This window comes from Candidatus Latescibacter sp. IFSED24 (assembly GCF_058273205.1).
This window is the reverse complement of the sequence record NZ_CM177850.1, coordinates 2,684,807-2,707,080: the sequence shown is the minus strand read 5'-3', so window position 1 is coordinate 2,707,080 and position 22,274 is coordinate 2,684,807. Positions and strand designations below refer to the sequence as shown.

At 69.0% G+C, this 22,274-nt stretch carries 21 protein-coding genes; 11 read left to right on the top strand and 10 right to left on the bottom strand.

What is annotated here, in order from left to right:
- The first annotated feature begins 137 nt into the window (after positions 1 to 137).
- The 3 genes from IFSED24_RS10875 to IFSED24_RS10865 all read left to right on the top strand — a co-directional run bounded on the left by IFSED24_RS10875 (position 138) and on the right by IFSED24_RS10865 (position 2,768).
- Positions 138 to 1,163, top strand: coding sequence for a hypothetical protein (locus IFSED24_RS10875; protein ID WP_491331491.1), 1,026 nt, complete (start codon positions 138 to 140; stop codon positions 1,161 to 1,163).
- A gap of 172 nt (positions 1,164 to 1,335) precedes the next feature.
- Positions 1,336 to 1,635, top strand: a complete 300-nt coding sequence (locus IFSED24_RS10870) for a GYD domain-containing protein (protein WP_491331490.1) — start codon at positions 1,336 to 1,338, stop codon at positions 1,633 to 1,635.
- A gap of 119 nt (positions 1,636 to 1,754) precedes the next feature.
- Entirely contained in the window at positions 1,755 to 2,768 is a 1,014-nt protein-coding gene (locus IFSED24_RS10865; RefSeq protein WP_491331489.1) for an aminopeptidase, read from the top strand.
- Between the two features lie 54 nt (positions 2,769 to 2,822).
- Here the strand turns inward: IFSED24_RS10865 and IFSED24_RS10860 are convergent, their stop codons facing one another.
- Complete coding sequence (locus IFSED24_RS10860) at positions 2,823 to 3,452, bottom strand: CDGSH iron-sulfur domain-containing protein (protein ID WP_491331488.1); 630 nt, start codon at positions 3,450 to 3,452, stop codon at positions 2,823 to 2,825.
- Between the two features lie 139 nt (positions 3,453 to 3,591).
- Between IFSED24_RS10860 and IFSED24_RS10855 the strand changes: the two genes are divergently transcribed.
- A complete protein-coding gene (locus IFSED24_RS10855; protein WP_491331487.1) occupies positions 3,592 to 4,608 on the top strand; it encodes an aminopeptidase in 1,017 nt (338 codons plus the stop codon).
- A gap of 70 nt (positions 4,609 to 4,678) precedes the next feature.
- Here the strand turns inward: IFSED24_RS10855 and IFSED24_RS10850 are convergent, their stop codons facing one another.
- The 3 genes from IFSED24_RS10850 to IFSED24_RS10840 all read right to left on the bottom strand — a co-directional run bounded on the left by IFSED24_RS10850 (position 4,679) and on the right by IFSED24_RS10840 (position 7,124).
- Positions 4,679 to 5,017 carry an SH3 domain-containing protein gene (locus tag IFSED24_RS10850; protein ID WP_491331486.1) on the bottom strand — a complete coding sequence of 113 codons (339 nt, stop codon included), beginning with the start codon at positions 5,015 to 5,017 and terminating at the stop codon, positions 4,679 to 4,681.
- A 21-nt stretch (positions 5,018 to 5,038) separates the two neighbouring features.
- Positions 5,039 to 6,757 carry a methionine--tRNA ligase gene (gene metG, locus IFSED24_RS10845; RefSeq protein ID WP_491331485.1) on the bottom strand — a complete coding sequence of 573 codons (1,719 nt, stop codon included), beginning with the start codon at positions 6,755 to 6,757 and terminating at the stop codon, positions 5,039 to 5,041.
- Positions 6,758 to 6,881: 124 nt separating this feature from the next.
- Positions 6,882 to 7,124 carry a hypothetical protein gene (locus IFSED24_RS10840; protein ID WP_491331484.1) on the bottom strand — a complete coding sequence of 81 codons (243 nt, stop codon included), beginning with the start codon at positions 7,122 to 7,124 and terminating at the stop codon, positions 6,882 to 6,884.
- On the opposite strand from IFSED24_RS10840, the gene IFSED24_RS10835 reads away from it, so the two are divergent.
- Positions 7,123 to 7,329, top strand: coding sequence for an FmdB family zinc ribbon protein (locus tag IFSED24_RS10835; RefSeq protein WP_491331483.1), 207 nt, complete (start codon positions 7,123 to 7,125; stop codon positions 7,327 to 7,329). The two genes, IFSED24_RS10840 and IFSED24_RS10835, sit on opposite strands and share 2 nt — an antisense overlap.
- Before the next feature lie 83 nt (positions 7,330 to 7,412).
- Here the strand turns inward: IFSED24_RS10835 and IFSED24_RS10830 are convergent, their stop codons facing one another.
- From IFSED24_RS10830 to IFSED24_RS10820, 3 genes are read right to left on the bottom strand one after another with little or no spacing between them, the layout of a single operon-like run.
- Positions 7,413 to 8,384, bottom strand: coding sequence for a phosphatase PAP2 family protein (locus IFSED24_RS10830; RefSeq protein WP_491331482.1), 972 nt, complete (start codon positions 8,382 to 8,384; stop codon positions 7,413 to 7,415).
- Positions 8,384 to 9,400, bottom strand: coding sequence for an NAD-dependent epimerase/dehydratase family protein (locus tag IFSED24_RS10825; protein WP_491331481.1), 1,017 nt, complete (start codon positions 9,398 to 9,400; stop codon positions 8,384 to 8,386). Before IFSED24_RS10825 ends, IFSED24_RS10830 begins: the two co-directional genes overlap by 1 nt.
- Positions 9,400 to 10,524, bottom strand: a complete 1,125-nt coding sequence (locus tag IFSED24_RS10820; protein WP_491331480.1) for a GNAT family N-acetyltransferase — start codon at positions 10,522 to 10,524, stop codon at positions 9,400 to 9,402. The genes IFSED24_RS10825 and IFSED24_RS10820 overlap by 1 nt, the downstream gene beginning before the upstream one ends.
- A 194-nt stretch (positions 10,525 to 10,718) precedes the next feature.
- On the opposite strand from IFSED24_RS10820, the gene IFSED24_RS10815 reads away from it, so the two are divergent.
- The 3 genes from IFSED24_RS10815 to IFSED24_RS10805 are packed head-to-tail and all read left to right on the top strand — an operon-like array spanning position 10,719 to position 16,347.
- Entirely contained in the window at positions 10,719 to 12,047 is a 1,329-nt protein-coding gene (locus IFSED24_RS10815) for a TolC family protein (protein WP_491331479.1), read from the top strand.
- Positions 12,048 to 12,049: 2 nt separating this feature from the next.
- Positions 12,050 to 13,240, top strand: coding sequence for an efflux RND transporter periplasmic adaptor subunit (locus IFSED24_RS10810; RefSeq protein WP_491331478.1), 1,191 nt, complete (start codon positions 12,050 to 12,052; stop codon positions 13,238 to 13,240).
- 2 nt (positions 13,241 to 13,242) lie between these two features.
- Complete coding sequence (locus IFSED24_RS10805; RefSeq protein ID WP_491331477.1) at positions 13,243 to 16,347, top strand: efflux RND transporter permease subunit; 3,105 nt, start codon at positions 13,243 to 13,245, stop codon at positions 16,345 to 16,347.
- Between the two features lie 73 nt (positions 16,348 to 16,420).
- Here the strand turns inward: IFSED24_RS10805 and IFSED24_RS10800 are convergent, their stop codons facing one another.
- Positions 16,421 to 17,599, bottom strand: a complete 1,179-nt coding sequence (locus IFSED24_RS10800; protein WP_491331476.1) for an aminotransferase class I/II-fold pyridoxal phosphate-dependent enzyme — start codon at positions 17,597 to 17,599, stop codon at positions 16,421 to 16,423.
- A gap of 117 nt (positions 17,600 to 17,716) precedes the next feature.
- Positions 17,717 to 19,198, bottom strand: a complete 1,482-nt coding sequence (gene amrB, locus IFSED24_RS10795; RefSeq protein WP_491331475.1) for an AmmeMemoRadiSam system protein B — start codon at positions 19,196 to 19,198, stop codon at positions 17,717 to 17,719.
- A gap of 192 nt (positions 19,199 to 19,390) precedes the next feature.
- Here amrB and IFSED24_RS10790 point away from each other — a divergent pair, with 192 nt between their 5' ends.
- Positions 19,391 to 19,735, top strand: a complete 345-nt coding sequence (locus IFSED24_RS10790) for an STAS domain-containing protein (RefSeq protein WP_491331474.1) — start codon at positions 19,391 to 19,393, stop codon at positions 19,733 to 19,735.
- A gap of 7 nt (positions 19,736 to 19,742) precedes the next feature.
- Positions 19,743 to 20,204, top strand: coding sequence for an NUDIX domain-containing protein (locus tag IFSED24_RS10785; RefSeq protein WP_491331473.1), 462 nt, complete (start codon positions 19,743 to 19,745; stop codon positions 20,202 to 20,204).
- Here IFSED24_RS10785 and IFSED24_RS10780 read toward each other — a convergent pair.
- Positions 20,201 to 20,992: a glycosyltransferase family 2 protein gene (locus IFSED24_RS10780; RefSeq protein ID WP_491331472.1), complete on the bottom strand. Its 792-nt coding sequence runs from the start codon at positions 20,990 to 20,992 to the stop codon at positions 20,201 to 20,203. The genes IFSED24_RS10785 and IFSED24_RS10780 overlap by 4 nt on opposite strands.
- 135 nt (positions 20,993 to 21,127) lie before the next feature.
- Between IFSED24_RS10780 and IFSED24_RS10775 the strand changes: the two genes are divergently transcribed.
- Complete coding sequence (locus tag IFSED24_RS10775; RefSeq protein WP_491331471.1) at positions 21,128 to 22,216, top strand: Mrp/NBP35 family ATP-binding protein; 1,089 nt, start codon at positions 21,128 to 21,130, stop codon at positions 22,214 to 22,216.
- Positions 22,217 to 22,274 lie beyond the last annotated feature (58 nt).

Here is a 22,274-nt window from a genome sequence, read left to right as displayed (position 1 = left end):
GTTCTTCCCTGGTCAAGATGGGGCCTTACAGTTGGCAATCGAGGGCCGAAATAGTCCGGCGGAAGCGAAAATCACTATAAAATGGCCGCAGTCATGCCGATAATATCTATCGACTCTCAACCTCCAGGAGACCAGACATGAAACATATCCGCTTCACCCTGACCGTGATCTTCGCACTCTCGTTCCTGCTTTGCGGTACCCAGGTGGTGGCTCAGGACATGCACGAAGACCCCATCGTCGAGGGTTACACCACCACGCCGCTGATCCAGCCCACTCTCGAGGACTTCGCCCCGCCGCCCGTGGCCGAGGTGAGCCCCGAGGGCAAGCCCATCGAGGTCGCGCCCTTCGGCGTCAACGGGTACTTCGAGGTGAGCGACAAGCAGAAGGTCCTCAGCCTCACGCCTCGTTACCGCTTCAACGAGAACTGGGCCGTCAAGGCCCGTCTGCCCTGGGTCACCGACCAGACGCGGACCTACTGGAACGGCGAGGTGAACGCCAGCGGACTCGGCGACATCGCCCTGGAGGGCGAGTACACCCGCAGCTTCGCCACCGCCAGCCAGCTCATGCGCTTCCAGGCCTCGGTGAAGATGCCCACCGGCGACCATGAGAACGAGGTCGAGCACGAGGGCAACCAGGTCAAGGTTCCCCTGGGCACCGGTTCCTGGGACGTCATGCTGCGCGGCCAGTACACCCGTTCGACCGAGCGCTTCGGCCTGCTCGCGTCGGCCATGTTCCGCAAGAACGGCTCCGGCGAGGCGGTCTACCAGACCGAGAGCGCACCGGAGCTCTACGACACCGAGACCGTCACCACGACCCTGGGCAACGAGTTCGTCGCCTCGGTCTTCGGACGCCACGTGGTGGGCAAGGGGCTGTGGGTGAACCTGGGCGCCAGCCTGATGTTCGTCGGTGACGGCACGCAGGAATCCGTGACCAAGTACGCCAGCGGCGCTCCCGACTGGAACTCGGGCGAGATGGACCTGAACTACAAGAGCACCCTCCTGGATCTCTACCCCGGGGTCTCCTACTCGCTCGGCACGCTCACGCCGTACCTCGGCGCGCGCATCCCGCTGACGACCAGCTACGACAACGACCTGCGGGTGGAGGAGCGCGACACCGTGTTCATCTTCCAGCTCACGTACCGGCCGATGAAGCTGATCGATTAGTCCCCGGCTCCGGCGAGAAGGGGGCGGCCTCGGGGCGCCCCCTTCGCCATCGCCGCCGGCAGCCACGACTCGCCGAACCCCACCCCCATTGATACCTTGTCTTCAGCCCGGGCGGCCCCTCATCCCCACCCGCACCCGGCCGCCTGGCCTACTCCGGACCGGGAGGTACGCCATGCCCACCTTCGTCCTGATGACCAAGCTCTCCCCCGAGAACCTCCACGACGCCCGCGACCGCAAGGCCGTGGGCCGCGAATGGATGCAGAAGGTCAAGACCACCTGCCCCGACGTGAAATGGCTCGCTCACTACGCCATCCTCGGCCCCTACGACTATATGGACATCTACGATGCCCCCGACAACGCCACCGCCCACGTGGTGTCCATGATCTCGCGCTCCGGGGGCGCGGTCACCGCCGAGAGCTGGCAGGCCATGGCCTGGGACGAGCACCTGAAGCTCATGGAGACCCTGGGCTGACCTTGTGGCTCTCGGTCTTTGCATTCGACCTCCTCGCAGTTCATCTTTGAGGTCGGCCGGCGCCGTCCGCCCCGGAAACGGAGCCGGCCCGAACATCGAGCCGAGCGAGGAATTCGAGCATGAACTTCGGAGTCGTCCAGGAGCCCACCGCGGCCATGATCGCGTCCGCGCTGCGGGCCATGGAAACCGCCCTCGACCTGCGTCCCGACGACCACGTGCTGGTGGTCGGCGACGAGGTCTGCGGCGCCTGCCCCGCCGCCTTCGCCGCAGCGGCCCGGCACTACGGCTGCACGGTCACCACCTACGACCTGCCGCCCACCGGCCGCCCTCTCGAGCGGGTGCCTGCCGAGATGGCGGCGCTGATCCCCGGTCCCACCGTGGTGGTCAACGCCATCCCCGGCCACACCGCCGAGACCCCGTTCCGCATCGAGTGGCTCCAGATGGTGGAGAGCCAGAATTCGATCCGCATGGGCCACGCCCCCGGTATCAGCGAGGACATGATGACCGGCGGCTCGCTCGACGTCGACTACCGCCGCATGCGCCTGCGCGAGGACCTGATGCTCGACCTCCTGCGCGGCGCCGAGCGCCTCCGCCTGCGCACCGCCCTGGGCACCGACCTCGTTCTCGAGGTCAAGGGCCGCCCCTTCATCTCCGACCTCAAGGCGCGCCCCGACTGTTGCGTCAACCTGCCCTGCGGCGAGATCTACTGCGCCCCGGTGGAGGGCCGGGGCAACGGCGTCATCGTGGTCGACGGTCCGGTGGGCGACGACGGCCTGCCGCCCATGCCGCTGCGTCTGACCATCGCCCGCGGCCGCTGCACCGAGGTGGCCTGCGACGACCTCCTCTGGCAGGAACGCATCCAGCGCTACTTCGCGCGCGACGAGGGCTCGTCGCTGGTCTGCGAGGTCGGGATGGGCCTGAACCCCGGCGCCCGCCTGGTGGGCCGCATGCTCGAGGACGAGAAGGCGCTGCGCACCGCCCACGTCGCCTTCGGCAGCAACCAGGGCTTCCCGGGCGGCACCAACCAATCGGGCCTGCACGTGGATTTCCTTGTGCACCGGCCGACCATCGAGATCGTCCGCGGCGACGGCGCCACGGTGTCCGTGCTCCAGGATGGCGAGCTGACGGTCTGACCGCCCGCTGGTCTTTAGCGGCCCGGTCGCTGTGTTCGCAGCGGCCGGGCTTCTTCATGTCTGGTCGTTCCAGCCCTGTTCGCCGTGCGTGTAGTCGCAGAACGGGGCGTTGCGCGTCTTGCCGCACCGGCAGAGCGCGAACTTGGTCCGGGACGCGTTAGCGCTCCACCGGGGCGGATCGAATTCCACCGGTCCCGAGACCAGATAGGGGCCGCTGGGGACGATCCGGATCGAGACCCGATCGGCCGGCTCCTCGCCAACCGGATTCGCCACCGTACAGGTCAGCGCGTTCGACGGGCAACTGGCCACCGTGGCGGCGATCTCCTCGACGGTCGCCTCGCCGGGGTGGATCCAGTCCTCGCTGGCGCTCTTGAAGACCGCGGGCAGATTCCGCACACAGGTCGCCGCGCCCGCGCAGATCGAGCGGTTGAAGTGCACGGTGATGCCCGGCGCCTCGTAGTGCTGCAACTCGTCGTTCTCGCACCGGTTCTCGTCGCTGTAGCCGGCCGCCACGTGGGAGCCGTCGCAGAAGGGCTTGTTGGCCGACTCCCCACAACGGCAGAGAGCGGTCGTCTTCTCCAGCGTGATGTCGCCGCCGGTCTCGCGTTGCAGCACGGGAAAGGGCTCCCCTGCGGCCCGCAGCAGGATGGGACCGTCGGGGTTCAGGTCGATCCTAATGGTCATGATCCATCTCCTCCGGTGGCGGCCAGGGACAGGGCGTCCGGTCTCCAATCAAGATAGGAAGAGCCGGGTGCTTCCCGCTTGCAACCGACCCTCCACGTGTGCGTACATCGAACGAGCTTCTTCAGGAAAGGATCCTCTCATGACCGACCAGCCCCTCCCCGCCGCCATGATCACCGCCGCCCGCCGCGCCATGGCCGCCGTCCTCGACCTCACCGCCGCCGACCGCGTCCTCGTCCTCGGCGACGACACCACCGGCCGCTGCCCCGCCGCCTTCGCCGCTGCCGCCCGCGAGGTCGGCTGCGACGTGGCGGAGTTCATGCTACCGGCCGCCGAGCGCCCGCACACCAGCCTGCCCGCCGGCCTGGTCGACCTCCTCGACGGGGTCACCGTGGTGGTCAACGCGCTGGACGGTCGCAGCGACGAGGTCCCGTTCCGCATCGAGTGGATCAAGGCCATCGAGGCCACCGGCCGCATCCGCATGGGCCACTGCCCGGGAATCACCGAGGCCATGATGACCGGCGGCTCCCTCGACGTGGACTACGCCGTGATGACCGCCCGCGAACAGCGTCTTCTGGCCGCTCTCGACGGCGCCGAGACCCTGCACATCACCACCCCCGGCGGCACCGACCTGACTCTCGGCGTGGCCTGCCGCACCTTCGTCTCCGACCTCAAGGCCACCGTGGAGACCGGCTGCAACCTGCCCTGCGGCGAGGTCTACTGCGCGCCGGTGGAGGACGGCGCGGACGGCGTCCTGGTGGTCGACGGCCCCGTGGGCGGCGACGGCAACCCGCCCGCCCCGATCCGCATCACCGTGATCGAGGGCCGGGTCACCGAGGTCGTCTGCGCCGACCCGGACTGGCAGGCCATGGTCCAGGGCTACATGGATACCGACGAGAACTCGTGCGTGATCTGCGAGCTGGGCATCGGCCTGAACCCGGGCGCCCGCCTGGCCGGCCGCATGCTCGAGGACGAGAAGGCGCTGCGCACCGCGCACATCGCCTTCGGCAGCAACGAGGGCATGCCCGGCGGCCAGTCGGTCTCGCGCATGCACATCGACTACCTCTTCCACCGTCCGACCATCGCGCTGGTGGCCGAGGACGGGACCGAGACGGCGGTGCTGGCGGATGGGGAGCTGGTGGGGGATGGGGGAACATGAGACGGCGTAAAAGTTTGTCATTTAAGATCTTGCCGGATTATCGTCCCCCGGGGGTCTGGCCGCGTCCCGGCTATTCCTCCGCCGCCAGGCACGCGCCCGGTACCCAGCCAGCGATCCCGTCGGCCGCCCGCGCCCATATCCAGCCGCTCTCCTCGAGCAGCCTCTCCAGCACGTCGCCCGGCCGGACCGTCAATTCCCGGCTGTCGTAGTCGCGCACGAGCACGCCGGACGAGCCGTCCAGCGCGAGCCACGCCGCGGGCACCCACGCCGACCGACCATCATCCGTGGTGCCCCAGAGCCATCCGGGCCACGGCGACGGCCGCCGCTCGCAATGCAGGCGCGTGCCCGCGCTCAGGACCTGGGGATCCGGATACGCGGCGTCATATGGTTCGAGGACCCGGTATCGCATGGTACGGACCGCCTGCCGCCCCTACTCCTCCTGATCCCCCACCAGCCGCTCCAGCCGCGTCACCTCGGCCGCCACCAGCTCGGGATCCAGCCGCGGGTAGAGGATCTCCGGCTGGCCCAGCCGGCGGCCGGCCGGGATGTCGGCGAGGGCCGCGTCCCAGCCGCCCTCCCAGAGCGGGGTATCGAGGCCGAGCCAGCCCCAGAGCTTCTCCATGCCGAAGGGGATCACCGGGGCGAGCATGGCGCAGAGCTGGCGCAGCACCTGGACCGCCACCGCCAGGCTCACGCCGCAGCGGTCGAGGTCGGTCTTGCGGGTCTTGAAGGGGGCCGACTCGTCGAAGTAGCGGTTGCCCGCCTGGCCCGCGGCGAAGACGCACTCCATGGCGGCCTTGATCTCGAAGGCCTCCATGTGGGCGAGCCACTTCTCGCGCAGCGCCGCCACCTCGGCCAGGACCGCGCGGTCCATGTCGAGGAGGGTGTCGGGCGACCATGCGGGCACCACGCCGTCGAAGTACTTGTGCAGGAAGGTCAGCACGCGGTTGATGAGGTTGCCGAAGTTGTTGCCCAGCTCGTTGTCGTTGCGCGCCAGGAAGCCCTCCCAGGTGAAGTTCATGTCGCGGGTCTCGGGGAGGTTGCGGGCCATGGCGTAGCGCAGGGGGTCGGGCTGGAACTTCTCGAGGTAGTCGGGGAGCCAGACCGCGAAGCCGCGGCTGGTGGACAGCTTGCGGCCCTCGAGGTTGAGGAACTCGTTGGCGGGCACGTTGTCGGGCAGGACGTAGTCCTCGCTGTGGGCCATGAGCATGGCGGGGAACATGAGCGTGTGGAAGACGATGTTGTCCTTGCCGATGAAGTGCACCAGGCGCGTGTCCGACCCCTGCCACCAGGGGCGCCAGGCCTCGGGGTCGCCCTGGGCGGCGGCCCACTCGCGGGTGGCCGAGATGTAGCCGATGGGGGCGTCGAACCAGACGTAGAGGACCTTGCCCTCGTGGTCGGGCAGCGGTACGGGGACGCCCCAGGCGATGTCGCGGGTGACGGCGCGGTCGTCGAGGCCGTCCTTGAACCACGAGCGGCAGTACTGCTGGACGTTCTCCTTCCACTCGGGATGCCCGCCGATGAAGGCCTCGAGCCGCTCCTGCCACTCGCCGAGGGGCAGGAACCAGTGGGTGGTCTCGCGGAGCTCGAGGGGCTCGCCCTTCAGCGCGTCGTGGGGGTCCACGAGGTCGGTGGGGTTGAGCGAGCTGCCGCAGGACTCGCACTGGTCGCCGCGGGCGCCGTCGGACTGGCAGCGGGGGCAGGTGCCCTCGATGTAGCGGTCGGCCAGGAACCGCTGCTGGCTGGGGCTGTAGAACTGCTGCGTGGTCTTCTGCTTGAGGCGGCCCTGGGCGTGGAGGTCCTGGAAGAACGCCTGGCTGGTCTCGGTGTGGATGGGGCGGCTGGTCTGGGAGAAGTTGTCGAACGAGATGCCCAGGCCGGCGAACGACTTCTTGATGGAGGCGTGGTTGCGGTCCACCAGCTCCTTGGGCGTCAGGCCCAGGCGCTCGGCGGTCAGGGTGATGGGGACGCCGTACTCGTCGGTGCCGCAGATGTAGAGGACGGGGCGGCCGCGCAGCCGGAGGTAGCGCGCGTAGATGTCGGCGGGCAGGTAGGCCCCGGCGACGTGGCCCAGGTGGATCTCGCCGTTGGCGTAGGGCAGGGCGCTGGTGACGAGGGTGCGCGCGAAGCGCTGGCTGGGCTCGGGCACGGCGGGCCTCCGGGCTGAATGCTCAAACGTGGCGGTCAGGGGCCGAAGTTAACTACATGCCGCGGCGGGCGGCAAGAGGCGGCTCCGGGGGCTTGACACGGGGCGCGGTCGGTTTATCTTATAGTCAATGAGTTATGAAGATGTTAAACAACGCGGGAGGTCGCTCGTGATCGAGATTCTGGTCTTCATTGCGGCGTACCTCTTGATCGTCAACGTGGTCCTGCCAAGGCTGGGCTTCAAGGGCGGCTGAATGGCCAACATCTGCGAGGTCGGGGACCCGCACGAGACCAAGGCCAAGCCGACGACCGAACAGGTCGAGACCGAAGCCAAGACGCCGTAGCAGCGGTTTCAGGAGGATCGGAACCATGCCCATCTTCGAGTTCGTCTGCCGCGATTGCGGGCGGCAGTTCGAGGATCTGATGACCTTCGCCCAGATGGAGGCGAAGGAGGCGCGCTGTCCGGATTGCAGCTCCAGCAAGGTGGAGCGGAATCTCAGCTCGTTCGCCACCGGAAGCGGTGGCGGCGGGGGTTCTGCGGGCGGCGGTTGTGGTGGGGGCGGCGCCTTCACCTGAGGCGTCTGACCTCGCGCGGCCGGAGGCCGCCTGATCGAGAATGTCTGTGAGAGGGAAGCGCCCGCCGGCTGGCGGGCGCTTTGCTATGCCCCGGGGTCGGTCCGCCGCAGACCCTCGGCGGGCGAGGCCATGAACCGCCCGGTCAGCCACATCACCAGCGCGCCCCAGGCCACCCCGCAGAAGAGGTCGATGGCGTAATGGTAGCGGCAATACACGATGCTCAGGCACAGCAGCACCCACAGCGCCGTGAACCAGCCGCGCTGCCGCGGCGCCACCTTCCAGCCCCACCACCACGAGACCATGCTGCCGGCGACGTGGCTCGAGGGGAACGCCGCGCCGTGGAGCGAGCCGTGGGCGTGGATCCAGCGCATGATGTCGGTGAACAGCCAGCCGTGGAGGCCCTCGGCCTCCACCGGGCCGGCGATGCCGAGGTACTCGAAGTACTTGGGGCCCCAGACCGGGAAGAACGTGTACCACGCGTAGCACGAGAGCATGACCGCGCCGAGGTCGCGGATCATCACGGCCGAGAGCGCCCAGTTGCGCTGGCTGGTGCGGCCGCCGGCGGTCCAGATCAGGACCAGACCGATGAGCGCGAAGAAGTAGTAGGCGAAGTAGCCGAACTCCATCAGTTCCAGCAGCCAGGGATACGGCCACGCGCGCGACCACTCCAGGCTGGGCTGCAGTCCGAAGAGGCGCTCCTCCAGTGCGACGAGCAGGGGGTCGAACGAGTCGCCGTAGTCGCGGAAGACCACGCCCAGGAACTCCAGTTCGGCGTAGAAGATGGGGAACAGGAGCGGCAGGTAGATCACGCCGAGCAGCCGCGACGGCCACCACGCGCGGCTGCGCAGGAAGGGCGGCACCAGGTAGATGAAGAGCGCCAGCACGAGGTGCCAGAGCAGGTGGGGCCAGACCGCATGGAGCGGGCCGGGATCGCGGACCGCGTCGAAGCAGGCCGGGTTCAACAGCGGGTAGAAGCCGCTGGTGAGCGCGTAGACGATGCCGAGCCAGTCGTAGCCCTGGCGCCACGGTCGGAGTCGTTGGAGGAAACCGGTCATCAGAGCCATCCCCGGTGGCGGTAGAAGTCCAGGGTCTCGCGGAACCCCGAGGCCAGGTCGTAGGCCGGGGTCCAGCCGGTGTCACGGCGCAGTCGATCGGCGCGGCAGACCCAGCCCACGGTTTCGAGGTCGGCCAGACGGTCGGGGTTGAGCAGGGGCGAGGAGCGGCGCCGATCGGGGCCCGCCAGCCGGCTCGCGAGCCGGAGCAGGCCCAGGGGGATCGACAGCTCGTAGACCGTGCGGTCGAAGAGCATCTGCAACACGTCGCGCAGTTCGCTCCAGTCGTAGCCGCAGGCCCAGCGGCGACCGGGGTCGCCGGGGCCGACGGTGCCGGGGCCGTCATCCACGTAGTAGGCGCCGGTGGCCTCTGCGCACCCGAGCAGCGCCACGGCGGCGGTGGCGGCGTCGTGGCCGTGGACCAGGCTCAGCCCCTGCATGGTCGAGCCGAAGCGGCCGGTGAAGCCCCGGGCCGCGGCGCGCAACAGCGGCCGGAATTCGCGGTCGCGCGGACCGTACAGCGACGGCGGCCGGAGGCTCGCTCCGCGGAACGGCCAGTCGCCAGCGAGCAGCAACGCTTCGGCGGCCAGCTTGCTGCGGCCGTAGCCGGTGAGCGGTGCGTCGGGCATGGTCTCGTCGCGGGGGTGGTCCAGGCCGGCCGGACCGCCGGCGGCCAGCGAGCTGACGAAGACGAAGGTCTCCACCGTGCCGCTGCGCGCCGCCCTTTCGAGCAGGAGCCGGGTGCCCGCCACGTTCACGCGCTGGTAGGTGGCCTCGTCGCCCACGAGCGCGCCGGCGCAGTGGATCACGCCCCGGCAGCCGGCCACCAGCCCATCCAGCGCGGCGGGGTCGGCCAGGTCGACCGTGACCGTCTCCAGCGGCTTCTCCTTCAGCCAGCGCAGGTCGCTGGTGGCGCGGTGGGCGGCGCGCACGGCGAAACCGCGGGCCAGCAGCACGTCGCAGACATGGCTGCCCAGGAATCCGTTGGCCCCGGTGACCGCCACCGTGCCCGCGGCCATCAGACGGCCTTCTCCAGGACCCGGTAGACGTTCTTCACGGTGGCGCCGTACTTCTCGAGGATCCGGTTCATGCCGTCGTTGTCCTCGAGGATCCACGAGCACTCGCCGCGGGTGATCCCCTTGGTGGCGCCGTAGCGGATGGTCTCGTAGACCAGCATCACGTCCACGCCCTTCTGTCGGTACTCGGGCTTGACCCCCAGCAGCAGCGTGCGGGCCTGGCGGATCCGGCCCTTGGCCAGCAAGAACTTGAGCCAGCCGAAGGGCAGCAGCGACCCCTTCAACGGCTGCAGCGCCACGTTGAAGTCCTGGGTGGTCATGGCGAAGCCGATGGCCTCGCCGTCCTGCTCGGCGATGAGCAGGAAGCCCGGGTCCACCATGCTCTTCATGTCCTTGGCCGAATGGGCGAATTCCTCGCGGTCCATGGGGATGAAGCCCCAGTTGTCCTGCCAGGCCTCGGTGTAGATCCGGCGCACGGTCTCGGCTTCCTCGAAGAAGCGGTCCATGTGGAAGCGCCGGATCGTGAACGGGAGGCGGTCCTGGATGCGCTCGACGAACCGGGTCATGCGCGCAGGCGGCCTGCCGTCCTCGGCGACGAATTCCCAGGCCAGCAGGTCCTTGGCTTTCCGGAGCCCGTGAGCCTCGAGCTGTTCGAGGTAGTAGGTGGGCTGCCAGGGCATGCCGATCATGGGCCGCAGCTCGTGGCCCTGGACGAGCAGCCCCAGGTACTCGTGGTTGGTGGTGAAGCAGCCGGGACCGCGCATGGTGTCCATGCCGCGGTCGGCGATCCACGCCTCGGCCGTGGCCAGTAGCGCGGCCGCCACCTCCGGATCCCGGGTGGCCTCGTAGAACCCGAAGAAGCCGACCTTCTCCTGGTGGTACTCGTTGTTGGTGGAGTCGATGGCGGCGGCGATGCGTCCCACCGGGATGGCGCCGTCGCGCGCCACCCACAGCTCGGTCTCGGCGTGGCGGAAGAAGGGGTTCTTCTCCTTGTTCAGGAACGCCTTCATCTGGGCCAGCAGCGGGTAGACGTACTGCGGGTGGTTCTTGCCGTAGATGCGGTAGGGGAGCTTGAGGAACTGGGTCAGGTCGCGGGCGTCGCGCACCGGTTCGACAATCAGGCTCATGGTGTCTCCTTGGCTGGTCCTTGCCCTTAGGTTGCCCGCCAGCGCTGCCAGAGGCAAGTCCTGTTCTCGGTGCCGTCCGGAACCGGGGCTTATGCGGTATGGATGCTATTTTCTAATAGATTCACTATTTGAAGTTGCGAAGATTCGCAAATGAAGATAGCATACCAACCGAACTGATCACCAGGAGGACCTCGATGCTACGCAGGATCCTGATTTTGGCAACGACCGCCGCCCTGGCCGTGGGCCTGGCGACCGCGGTCCCGGCCGGAGCCGAAGAAGCGATGGCCGACTCGCTGCTCGCCGATGGCGCCCTGACCGTGGTCGAGGCGTTCACCCTGGCGCTGGCCAGCAATCCCGAGTACCGCCTGGCCCTGCTCGAGCGCGAGCGGGTGGCGGCGTCCCGGCGTGGCGCGCTGGGCTGGGAGGCGCCGGAACTCAGCTATCTCCGCGAGGGGATCTCGTCCGCGCGCGACGAGCCCGGTGAAGAGCGGTGGACGGTGCGCCAGGAGCTCCCCTCGCTGGTGTCGGGCTTCCAGCAGCGGTCGAGCTTCTCGCAGGGGCTGGAGGCCATCGACCTCGCCGCCGAGGACACGCGCCGTCAGCTCCGCTCGCGGATCAAGAACGCCTATGCCGAGGTGGTCTACCGTCACCGGGTGGTCCAGCTGCTCGAGAACCAGTTCCGCCTGGCACGCCGGGCCCACGACGCGGTCAGTCTCAAGATGGAGCTGGGCGAGATCTCGCGTCGGGAATTCCTGCAGAGCCAGCTCAGCACCGTGGCCATGCGCAACGATCTGCTCGAGGCCGAGGCCGGGTTCGACCAGTCGCGTTACGCGCTGTTCGCGCTGATCGGCCTGTTGCCCGACGAGCAGGAGTACGGTGTCGAGTTTCCGGACACGCTGCGCTTCGTCGAGGTCGATTTCGGTCAGGACGAATCGCTCGAGGAACTGGACGGGCAGCCTCGCTACCGGGCCGCGGTGACGAGGTTCGCGGCAGCCGAGGCCGCGCTCTCCGCCGAGCAATGGCGGCTGTTCCCCGACCTCAGCCTCAGCTTCTACGTGCAGAACTACGATGGCGCCGGGTACGACAACCATGGCTTCGAGATCGGGGCGCGCCTGCCGTTCTGGTTCATGCCCGAGCACAGCGGCCGCGTGGCCCTGGCCCGGGCCGAGGCGGCGCGCCAGGAGTGGCAGCAGCGCTCGGTCCTGCTCGAGATGAAGCGCGAGATCGAGCAAGCGTGGCACGGTTACGACGCGAGCCTCGCCGTGATCCGCGCGCTGACCGGCGAGACTCTCGCCCAGTCGCGCGAACTGCTGACCCTCGCCCTCGAGGGTTACGACGCGGGGGAGGTCGGGCTCATCGAGCTGCTCACCGCCCAGCAGACCTACCTGGATTCCCAGCTCCGCTACCAGGGCGCCCTGCTCGACTACACGAGGCGCCTGATCACCCTCGAGACCTACCTGGATACCGAACTGGTGACGCCTGTCGACCCAGACGCCACCGCTGCCAGCCAAGGAGCCGGATAGACATGCGTGAACGTCGACGAATCGAGATGGGCCAGAGGCGCCTGGGCGCTCCCCTGCTGGGGCTCCTGGCGCTGCTGCTCGCCGGCTGCGGGCACGGGGGCGGCGGCGAGGAAGCCCCGCCGGCGACCGCCAGCGAAGACCAGGTGATCGTCATCTCCGAGAGCCAGGCCACGGCCCTCGCCATCCAGACCCGGCCGGTGGTGCGCGAACGGCTCCAGTTCACCTTGCCCGTGCCGGGCATCGTCCTGCCGGCGCCCGGCCACGAGCTGGTGGTCTCGGCGCCGGTCGACGGGCGGATCACGCGGCTCTTCGTGCGCGAGGGCGACCATGTCGCCGCCGGAGATCCGCTGGTGGAGATCGAGAGCCTGACCATCGGCAACCTCGTGGCCGACTACATTCAGGCCCAGGCGGATGCGGTCTACATGACCCAGCAGCTCGCCAGGCTGGAGAAGCTGCAGGACAAGGGCGTGGGGTCGCTTCGCGAGCTCGAGCGGGTGCGTGCGGAATCGCAGCGGGCCGGAGCCAGCCTCAGCGCGGCCCGGTCGCGCCTGGTGGCCATCGGCTTCACCGCCGACCACATCGAGCGCTGGAGCCCGGCGGCGCCCATCGATCCCCGGCTGACCATCCGCGCCGGGATCGGCGGGATCGTCAGCACCGCGCACGTTACGCTGGGGGAGGCGGTGGACGTCCACGAGCGCATCCTGGTGGTGATCGACCCCGCCCAGGTCATGGTGCGGGCCTTCCTCTCGCCCCAGGACCTCGAATTGGTGCGGACCGACGGCGACCTCACCCTGTTCCGCGACGAGACCGGTGAGGGCGCGCTGACCGGCAAGATCGCCACCATCAACCCGACCCTCGACGCCACCAACCGCGCGGCCACCGTCAACGGCATCTTCGCCACCGAGGGCAACTGGCCGGTGCCGGGACAGAACCTGCGGGTCCAGGTGAGCGCGGTGACCGTCGGACAGGTGCTGCACGTGCCGCTGTCGGCCGTGGTGTTCGAGGGTGAGAGCGCGGTGGTGTTCGTGCAACTCGCCCCGCGCCGCTTCGACAAGCGGCGGATCGAGATCGCCCGCATGACCGGGGACGACGTGGTGGTCACCGCGGGTCTGGTCGAGGGCGAAGAGGTCGCCTGCAGCTCGGTGTTCCAGCTCAAGGCCCTGGGTCGTCTCGAACAGTACGGCGAGGAGTGATGATGTTCAGCCGGATCATCGATTTCAGCCTGCGGCAGAAGGTGGTGGCGCTGGCCCTGGTGGTGCTGATGGCCGTGGGCGGCGTCCAGGCGTTGCGCGAGATCCCGATCAACTCGCTGCCCGACGTCACGCCGGTGCAGGTGCTCGTGATCACCAAGGCGGGTCGCTACTCGCCCTACGACGTCGAGCGGCTGGTGTCCTATCCCATCGAGACCGCCATGAACGGGTTGCCCGAGGTGATGGAGGTCCGCTCCATCAGCCAGTTCGGGCTGTCGGCGGTCACGGTGGAGTTCGAGGAGAGCACGGACATCTACTTCGCGCGGCAGATGGTGAGCCAGCGCCTGCAAGCGGTGGTCGATCAGCTCCCACCCGGAGTGGACATGCCCCAGCTCGGCCCCATCTCCACCGCACTCGGCGAGATCTACCAGTACGTGGTGCGCGGCGAGGGCCGCGACCTGACCGAACTGCGCGAGATCCAGGACTGGCTGATCGCCCCCCAGCTCAAGACGGTGCGCGGGGTCACCGAGATCACGGCCTTCGGCGGGTTCGTGAAGCAGTACGAGATCGAGGTGCTGCCGGGCAAGCTCCGCGAGTACGGGCTGTCGCTGGGCGAGCTGGCGCAGGCGCTGCAGGAGAACAACAGCGTCTCGGGCGGCAACTACCTCGAGCACAACGAGGAGCAGTACATCATCCGCGGCTTCGGCCAGGTCCAGCGGCGCGAGGATCTCGAGCGGATCATCGTGGCCCGGCGGGAAGCGCGCCCCATCCAGGTGCGCGACGTGGCGCGGGTCAAGGTCGGTCGCCAGCTCCGGCAGGGCGCGGTGACCCAGGACGGCCACGGCGAGGTGGTCACCGGCATCGTCATGATGCTGCGCGGCGGCAACGGCCGCGAGGTGATCCAGGACGTGGCCGAGCGCATCGACGAGATCAACGCCGGCCTGCCGGCGGGCGTGCGCATCGAGCGGTTCTACGACCAGAGCGACCTCGTGGACCGCACCACCCATACCATCGTCAAGAACCTGAGCGAGGGCGGCTTCTTCGTCATCGCGGTGCTGCTGCTGCTGCTCGGCGAGATCCGGGGCGCCCTGATCGTGGCCAGCGTGATCCCGCTGTCCATGCTCTTCGCGTTCATCGGCATGCGTGAGTTCGGGCTGGCGGCCAATTTGATGAGCCTTGGCGCCATCGACTTCGGCATGGTGGTGGACGGGTCGGTGGTGATGGTGGAGAACATCGTGCAACGCCTTTCGGGCCAGCGGCGAGAGCCCAAGGAGAGCCTGCGGATCATCGGCGAGGCGGCTCGGGAAGTGGCGCGCCCCATCTTCTTCGGCGTGCTGATCATCCTCATGGTGTACGTGCCCATCGCCACCTTCAGCGGCATGGAGGGGATCCTGTTCCGACCCATGGCCATCACCGTGGCCACCGCCGTGTTCGGGTCGCTCCTTTTAGCGCTGGTCTATGTCCCGGCCATGGCCGCGCTCGTCTTCCGCACGGGCGTCTGGTCGTGGCGCAACCCGCTGGTCGAGCGCCTGCGTCCGGCCTACGAGAAGGTGCTCGGCAGGCTGCGCGGCCGACGCCTGATCGTCCAACTGGTGGCGCTCGTGGTGTTCGCCGGCTCGGTGGCGCTGGTCCCGCTGCTGGGGACCGAGTTCCTGCCCGAGCTGGAGGAGGGGTCCATCCTGGTCGAACAGGTCCGCATGCCGTCGGTGACCCTGGCGCAGTCGGTGGAGAACGCCAACGCCTTCGCGGCAGCGGTCCTGGCCAGGATACCCGAGGTGAAGACCGTGGTACCCAAGACGGGACGCTCGGACCTGGCCAACGACTGGATGGGCGTGCACCAGACCGACGTCTGGGTGATCCTCCATGACCCGTCCGAGTGGCGACCCGGGGTGACCAAGGCCGACATCGTGGCGGAGATCGAACCGCTGCTCCAGGACGAGCCCGGCCTGGCCTACAACTTCACCCAGCCCATCGCCATGCGGGTCGACGAGCTCACCAGCGGCGTCAAATCCGACGTCGCGGTCAAGCTCTTCGGCGAGGACCTCGACGTCCTCAACGACCTCGGCGAGCAGATCGGAGCGTTGCTCCAGCGCCTGCCCGGGACCGCCAACTCGTTCGTCGAGCGCACCACCGGGCAGCCCTACCTGAACATCGAGATCGACCGCGACGCCGTGGCCGACCTCGGCCTCAACGTGGCCGAGGTCCAGCAGGTCATCGAGATGGGGGTGGGCGGCCAGGTGGTCACCGAGGTCTTCGAGGGCCAGCGCCGCTTCGACGCGGTCGTGCGCTTCCCCGAGCGCCTGCGTTCCGACTTCCAGATGCTCATGGAGGTGCCCATCGCCCTGCCCAGCGGCGGCTTCATCCCGCTCAAGCGCGTGGCGAGGGTGGTGCCGGTGGAGGGTCCGCGGGAGATCGCCCGCGAGAACGGCTGGCGGCGGGTGATCGTGGGCGCCAACCTGAGCGGCATGGACATCGGAACCTACGTGGCCAACCTGCGCGCCGCCATCGCCCGCGAGGTTGCCATTCCCGCCGGCGTGTTCCTGGAGTTCGGCGGCGCCTTCGAGAACCAGCAGCGGGCCATGCGCCACCTGATGTTCGTGGTGCCGCTGTCGCTGCTGATCATCCTGGGCCTGCTCTACACCATGTTCGGGAGCCTGCGGCACGCGCTGCTCATCTTCGGCATCCTGCCGTACGCCCTCTCGGGCGGTATCTTCCTGCTCTATGCGCGGGGACTCTACCTCTCGGTCTCCGCCTCCATCGGCTTCGTGGCGCTGTTCGGCGTGGCGGTGCTCAACGGCATCGTGCTGATCGAGCACCTCAACGTGCTGCGGTCGCGCGGGGTGGCGCTGGGACGCGCGGTGGTGACCGGCGCCGGCGACCGCCTGCGTCCGGTGCTGATGACCGCGCTCGTGGCGAGCCTGGGCTTCGTGCCCATGGCCTTCAACACCGGGCCCGGCTCCGAGGTGCAGCGGCCGCTGGCCACCGTGGTGATCGGCGGCCTGGTGACCTCGACGCTGGTCACGCTGCTGGTGCTGCCCTTGGTCTACGAGTGGATCGAGAAGCGTTTCGGCGACCGCGAGGACGACCTGGCCGAGCCTCCGGCCGCATGAAGTACATGAAGAACCGGGGGTCGTCCTCGAGACGACCCCCGGCGATCTCCATCCCTTCGGGTGCCCGCGCGGACTAGACCACCCCGATCTCCTTGCCCACCTTGGTGAGGATGTCCATGGCCTGATGGATCTCGTCCTCGGTGTGCGTCGCCATGAGCGACAGCCGCAGCAGCGCGTTGCCCGGCTCCACCGCCGGCGAGACGATGGGGTTGACGAACACGCCCTCCTCCCAGCAGCGGACGCACATGCGGTAGGTGTCCACGTCGCCGCCCACGACCACCGGGATGATGGGCGTCTCGCTCGGGCCGGTGTCGAACCCGGCGTCCTTGAGCCGCTCCATGAGGATCCGCGTGTTGCGCCAGAGCGCCTCGTGCCGCCACTCCTCCTCGAGCATGACGTCGATGGCCTTGCTCACCGACGCTACCGAGGCCGGCGGCGGGCTCGCCGAGAAGATCATCACCCGCGCCAGGTGCTGGATGTAGTGGATGGTCTCGGCGTCCGAGGCCACGAAGCCGCCCACCGAGGCCAGGCTCTTGCTGAAGGTGCCCACGATGAGATGCACGTCGTCGGTCAACCCGAAGTGGTCGCAGGTGCCGCGGCCGTGCTGGCCCATGACGCCCACGCCGTGGGCGTCGTCCACCATCACCAGGGTGTCGTGCTTCTTGGCCAGCTCGACGATCTCGGGCAGCTTGGCCACGTCGCCTTCCATGGAGAACACGCCGTCGACCACGATGAGCTTGTCGACGTCCCGTTCCTGCTCGAGGCAGTAGTCGAGGTGCGCCATGTCCTGGTGGTGGTACTTGCGCACCCGCCCGAAGCTCATGCGGCAGCCGTCGATGATCGAGGCGTGGTCGGTGCGGTCGGCGATCACGGTCTCGTTGCGGCCGACCATGGTGCTGATGGTGCCCAGGTTGGCGAAGAACCCGGTGGAGAAGACCAGCGCCTTCTCCTTGCCCACCAGCGCCGCCAACTTCGCCTCGAGCTCGACGTGCACGTCGAGCGTGCCGTTGAGGAAGCGCGAACCAGCGCAGCCGCTGCCGTACTTCTCGAGCGCGGCCTTGGCCGCCTCCTTCACCGCGGGGTGGTTGGTCAGCCCGAGATAGTTGTTGCTGCCGAGCATGATGACCTGGCGGCCGTTGTAGCGGACCGTACTCTCCTGCGCCGATTCGATCGGGCGGAAGTAGTTGTACAGTCCCGCGGCCATGAGCTCGCGCGCGGTCTTGAAATTATGAACCTTGTCCAGAAGCCCCATGGTATCCCTGGCTGGTGGCGAAGGGTGGTCACCGGCGCAGCGGTGGCAACATAAGCCGAAAGAATAGTGCCGCGTCTATCTGTAAACAACAGGTTTTCGCAGAATGGCCCACGCCACTCATTCGGAACAGATCTCGGCCTCGAAGACCTCGAAACGACAATCCTCGCGCCAGGCATCGGCGGGCAGGCCCGCCTTGAGCGCCAGATGGTCGAGGGTGGTGGCCAGATCCCAGCCCTGCTCGGTGGCGACCTGGGGCAGGAAGACCGCCCGGCGGGTCCCCTTGCTCAGCAGGATCCCGTGCCGGCCGACCTCGATGTTTTCCGGCCCGGCGACCGCGCTGAGCGGCGTCAGGGCCGAGACCTCGATGGCCAGACCGGGCAGTTCGTCCTCGCGGACCACCGGGAACCGCGGATCCGAGACGGCGGCAGCCGTCCCGTTGTCGACCACGGCCTCGACCAGCGGCTTGATCCCCTCGATGTAGCCGATGCAGCCGCGCAGCTGGCCGCGGGCGGTCAGGGTGACGAACGCGCCCCGGGGCTGGCCGAGCGGGCCCGTCAGATCGAGACCGGCCCGGGTGGCCAGATCGACCGGATCGGGCGGTGCCTCGTCGCACACGGCGGCGGTGACAGCCCGGCGGGCCAGGTCGAGGAGGAAGAACCGCTCGGCGGCCGCCAGCCCGCCGCTGGTGGCGGTTGGTTCGCTGGCCGAACTGGAATCCCGGGCAGGCCTCTTGTCCTCGGGTCCCGGGGGGTTGCAGATCACGGCGGCCGCGTAGCTCACCGAGAGCGAGTAGTCGCCCTCGCGGTCGGCGCTGCGGGCGTACTCGAGCAACTCGGCCTGGTAGCCTTCGGGCGCCGGGGTCGCGAGCACGAGCGCGGCGGCCTCCAGGCCGCACATGGTGATCCCGGTCTGTTCGCCGTAGGCCACGAGGCCCGCCGCGTCGTGGCCCAGGAACTTCAAAAGCGCGCCCGAATCGAGTTCCTCGAGCCGCCGGGGGATCTCCTCGGTGAACGGGACGTAGCCGTACTCGACCCCGTAGTGGGTCAGGTCGCTGGAAACGAGGAAGAGGTGGCGTCCGTCGCGCCACCGGTCGAGGACGCGGGCCGCGCCCAGGCGCCGGCGGGACGACAGGTGGGGGACCAGGATGGGGACGATGGGGGTGCCCGCCGGCAGTGCGCACTGCAGCAGGGGCAGCTGGATCTCCACGGCGTGCTCGAAGGCGTGGGCGCGGTCGTTCAGGCTGAAGGCGCCGCTCGCGGCCAGCTCGCTCACGATGTCGGTGGCCACGGGGACCTCGCCCAGCGGGGTGGCGAAGGCGTCGGCGCCGCTGAGGGCGGGGCGGTCCAGACGCGACCGGTGGCTGGGTGCCAGCACGAAGACCGCGGCGTACCGGCGCTCGCGCAGGAGCCCGAACAGCTTGCCCGCCACCGCGCCGCTGTAGGCGTAGCCGGCGTGGGGGGCCAGGGCGACCACCGGCGTGCCCGCGGGGGCCCGCGTGGGATCGGCCGCGGCCAGGAAGGACTCGACCTCGCGGCGGAGGTGGTCGGGGTCGGCCGGGTACCAGGTGCCGGCGAGGACCGGCTGTCGGACGGCGGTCATGGGCGGGGCCTTTCCTGCGGTTCCGGGAACGGGTTCGGGCTGGGTCGAAAACTATCAGAACACACGGGTCGCGGTCCAGCGGTACAATCATGGGGTTGCCTCCGGGCCGCTTCACGGGCATTCTTCTAGTAGACATGCCAGGCCGCGGCCGGAGCCGTGGCACACCCAGTCACGCTGCTTGGGGAGAGGTCGATGAACATCCAGAAGGCGCCCCAGGGCGAGATCATGATCCTGAACCTGTCGGGCAAGATCATGGGCGGCCCCGATTACGAGAAATTCCACAACGAGATCAAGACCCTCATCAAGGAGGGTTTCGTCGACATCCTGCTGAACATGTCCAAGGTCACCTGGATCAACTCCACGGGCCTGGGCATCCTGGTGTCGGCCTTCCACACGCTGAAGAAGAACGGCGGCGTGATGAAGATCTGCACGGTCTCGCCGCGGATCGACAACATCCTCAACGTGACCCAGCTGAAGCTGGTCTTCGACACCTTCGAGAGCCAGGACGAGGCTCTCGCCTCCTTCAAGGTGGAGTAGCGCCTTGGTGGCCGACGGCCCCATCCGCCCCTGCTTCCGGAACCCCGCGCTCACCGTGGACGGGGCCGTGCTGGTGCGTCGGCCCCGACCCGGCGGCGGGGTGCGTCATTACGTGCTGCTCGTGGAGCGCGGCGAGGACCCCTTCGCCGGGTCGTGGGCCTTGCCCGGAGGGTTCGTGGAGTACGGCGAGGACCCCGACCAGGCCGTCCTGCGCGAGCTGGAGGAGGAGACCGGGCTGCGGGGCGTGCCGCTGCGCCAGTTCCGCGCCTTCGGCCGGCCCGACCGCGACCCGCGCGGCCACACCGTGTCCATCGTCTACGTCGCCGAGCTGGTGGGCGAACCGCCGCGGGTCACCGCCGGCGACGATGCCGCCCGGGCCCAGTGGTTCGCGGTGGACGACCTGCCGCCCCTGGCCTTCGACCACGATCGGATCGTGGGCATGCTGATCTCCGGCCTGGGCCTGCGCTAGCGCCGCCGGCGCCGCCTCAGCACCTTCCACGACCGCAGCGTGGCCGACCAGGCCGTCAGCCCCGCCCAGACCAGCCCGGCCCAGCCGTCGCGCCAGCAGCCCCGCCAGGCGTATTCGCGCCAGAAGGTGGCCGGCCCGGTGACCAGCAGGTGCAGCGGCTGGAGCAGGCCGTACCGGCTGCGCCCGCGGCGCGTCTCCAGCGTGGTGTAGTGGTCGATCTTGCGCAGGTAGGGCCTGATGGCGGTGACCGCGTCGTGGTACAGCGGTTCCTTGATCCGGCCCACCACGGTGACCGGATCGATGGGCACCAGGCCCTCGTGGACCGGTTCGCCCGACATCCGCACGGTGCCCAGCCTGGCCACGCGCGCCACGCGCTGCCGGCGCAGGTGACGGGCGCGCATGCGGTGGCCCAGCACCAGGTTCCGCCGCTTCAGCAGCCAGAGGTCGTGGTCGCCCAGCCGGCCGGTCTGGCGCATGGTGGCCAGGCGGCCGGCCAGCGCCGTGGAGAGCCGCTCGTCGGCGTCGATCCAGAGGAAGAACGGGGTCTCGATCATTTCGAGGGCGGCGGCACGGGCGCTGGAGAAGTCATCGAAGGGGCGCTGGGTCCAGCGCAGCGGCGGGTCCTGGCCGGGATCGGCCGCCAGCCGCGCCAGCAGCGCGTCGGTGCCGTCGGCGCTGCCGGAGTCCTGCACCACGACCTGGTCCACGGCGCCACGCAGGCTCGCCAGGCACGCGGGCAGGCGCGCCGCCTCGTTGCGGACGATGAGCACGGCGGTGAGCTGGTCCAAGCCTTCCCCCTGTCCAGTTGAACGGGCATGACCGGGGCTTCGCCCTTATTCTGGCCGACGGTTGCCAAGCTGGCAAGTCCGGTGCACCTTTGAAGCACCGGTTTCAGAATACGACTCGAATCGGAGGCAACGAAGGTGAGCCTGACTCGTGATGACGTCCTCGCCGCCCTGCGCGAGGTGAAGGTGCCCGGCACCCGGGTCGACATCGTCAAGGTCGACCTGGTGGGCAAGGTGGAGTTCGCCGACGGCGAGCTCCTGGTGGAGATCATCCGCACCACCGAGAAGGAAGAGACCATCGCGGCGGTCCAGCAGGCCGCCATCGAGGTGCTGCGCCAGCTGCCAGGCGTGACCTCGCTGTCGGTGGAGATCGACGACCGCTCCGGGAGCCAGGCGAAGAAGAAGGCGCCCACCGGCCCCCACGGCCAGTCGCCCGACCCCTGGGCCGACCGCGAGCCCCTCGACGGGGTGCACCGCATCATCGCCGTGGCCAGCGCCAAGGGCGGGGTCGGCAAGAGCTCGGTGGCGGTGAACCTGGCCCTGGCCCTGGCCGAGGAGGGCCACCGCGTGGGCCTGCTCGACGCCGACATCTACGGCCCCTCGCTGCCCACCATGCTCGGGGTCCAGGAACCGCCCGAGGTCACCGAGGACCGCAAGATCTACCCGGGCCAGTCACACGGCCTGCAGGTCCTGAGCATGGGCCTCCTGATCGACCCCAACCAGGCGGTGATCTGGCGCGGCCCCATGGTCTTCAGCGCGGTCAAGCAGTTCCTCAAGGACGCGCTCTGGGACAGCCTCGACTACCTCGTGGTCGACATGCCTCCGGGCACGGGCGACGCCCAGCTCACGCTGGTGCAGCAGGTGCCCCTGGCCGGCGTGGTCATGGTGACCACCCCGCAGGAGGTGGCGGTGGCCGACGTGCGCCGCGGCGTCCAGATGTTCCGCCAGGTGGACGTGCCGGTGCTCGGCGTGGTGGAGAACATGAGCTACTTCGCCTGCCCCGGCTGCGGCGAGCGCTACGACATCTTCGGTTCCGGCGGCGGCAAGCAGGTGGCCGAGCAGTTCGGCCTGCCGCTGCTGGCGGCGATCCCCATGGATCCCCGCATCCGTGAGGGTGGCGACACCGGCCGGCCGCTCATGCTCCAGGACGCCAAGACCGAGTCGCGGCAGATCTTCCTCGATCTGGCGCGCGAGGTCATGGAGCGCGCGGTGGATCACTCGGTCTGACTCCGGTCACGAGGGTCGTGGTGGGCCCGGACTGCGGTCCGGGCCCGCTCAAAATCCT

Coding starts and splice junctions, on each gene's coding strand:
- IFSED24_RS10875 (WP_491331491.1), top strand. CDS start 138: ATGAAACATATCCGCTTCACCCTGACCGTGATCTTCGCACTCTCGTTC.
- IFSED24_RS10870 (WP_491331490.1), top strand. CDS start 1,336: ATGCCCACCTTCGTCCTGATGACCAAGCTCTCCCCCGAGAACCTCCAC.
- IFSED24_RS10865 (WP_491331489.1), top strand. CDS start 1,755: ATGAACTTCGGAGTCGTCCAGGAGCCCACCGCGGCCATGATCGCGTCC.
- IFSED24_RS10860 (WP_491331488.1), bottom strand. CDS start 3,452: ATGACCATTAGGATCGACCTGAACCCCGACGGTCCCATCCTGCTGCGG.
- IFSED24_RS10855 (WP_491331487.1), top strand. CDS start 3,592: ATGACCGACCAGCCCCTCCCCGCCGCCATGATCACCGCCGCCCGCCGC.
- IFSED24_RS10850 (WP_491331486.1), bottom strand. CDS start 5,017: ATGCGATACCGGGTCCTCGAACCATATGACGCCGCGTATCCGGATCCC.
- IFSED24_RS10835 (WP_491331483.1), top strand. CDS start 7,123: ATGCCCATCTTCGAGTTCGTCTGCCGCGATTGCGGGCGGCAGTTCGAG.
- IFSED24_RS10840 (WP_491331484.1), bottom strand. CDS start 7,124: ATGGTTCCGATCCTCCTGAAACCGCTGCTACGGCGTCTTGGCTTCGGT.
- IFSED24_RS10830 (WP_491331482.1), bottom strand. CDS start 8,384: ATGACCGGTTTCCTCCAACGACTCCGACCGTGGCGCCAGGGCTACGAC.
- IFSED24_RS10825 (WP_491331481.1), bottom strand. CDS start 9,400: ATGGCCGCGGGCACGGTGGCGGTCACCGGGGCCAACGGATTCCTGGGC.
- IFSED24_RS10820 (WP_491331480.1), bottom strand. CDS start 10,524: ATGAGCCTGATTGTCGAACCGGTGCGCGACGCCCGCGACCTGACCCAG.
- IFSED24_RS10815 (WP_491331479.1), top strand. CDS start 10,719: ATGCTACGCAGGATCCTGATTTTGGCAACGACCGCCGCCCTGGCCGTG.
- IFSED24_RS10810 (WP_491331478.1), top strand. CDS start 12,050: ATGCGTGAACGTCGACGAATCGAGATGGGCCAGAGGCGCCTGGGCGCT.
- IFSED24_RS10805 (WP_491331477.1), top strand. CDS start 13,243: ATGTTCAGCCGGATCATCGATTTCAGCCTGCGGCAGAAGGTGGTGGCG.
- IFSED24_RS10800 (WP_491331476.1), bottom strand. CDS start 17,599: ATGGGGCTTCTGGACAAGGTTCATAATTTCAAGACCGCGCGCGAGCTC.
- amrB (WP_491331475.1), bottom strand. CDS start 19,198: ATGACCGCCGTCCGACAGCCGGTCCTCGCCGGCACCTGGTACCCGGCC.
- IFSED24_RS10790 (WP_491331474.1), top strand. CDS start 19,391: ATGAACATCCAGAAGGCGCCCCAGGGCGAGATCATGATCCTGAACCTG.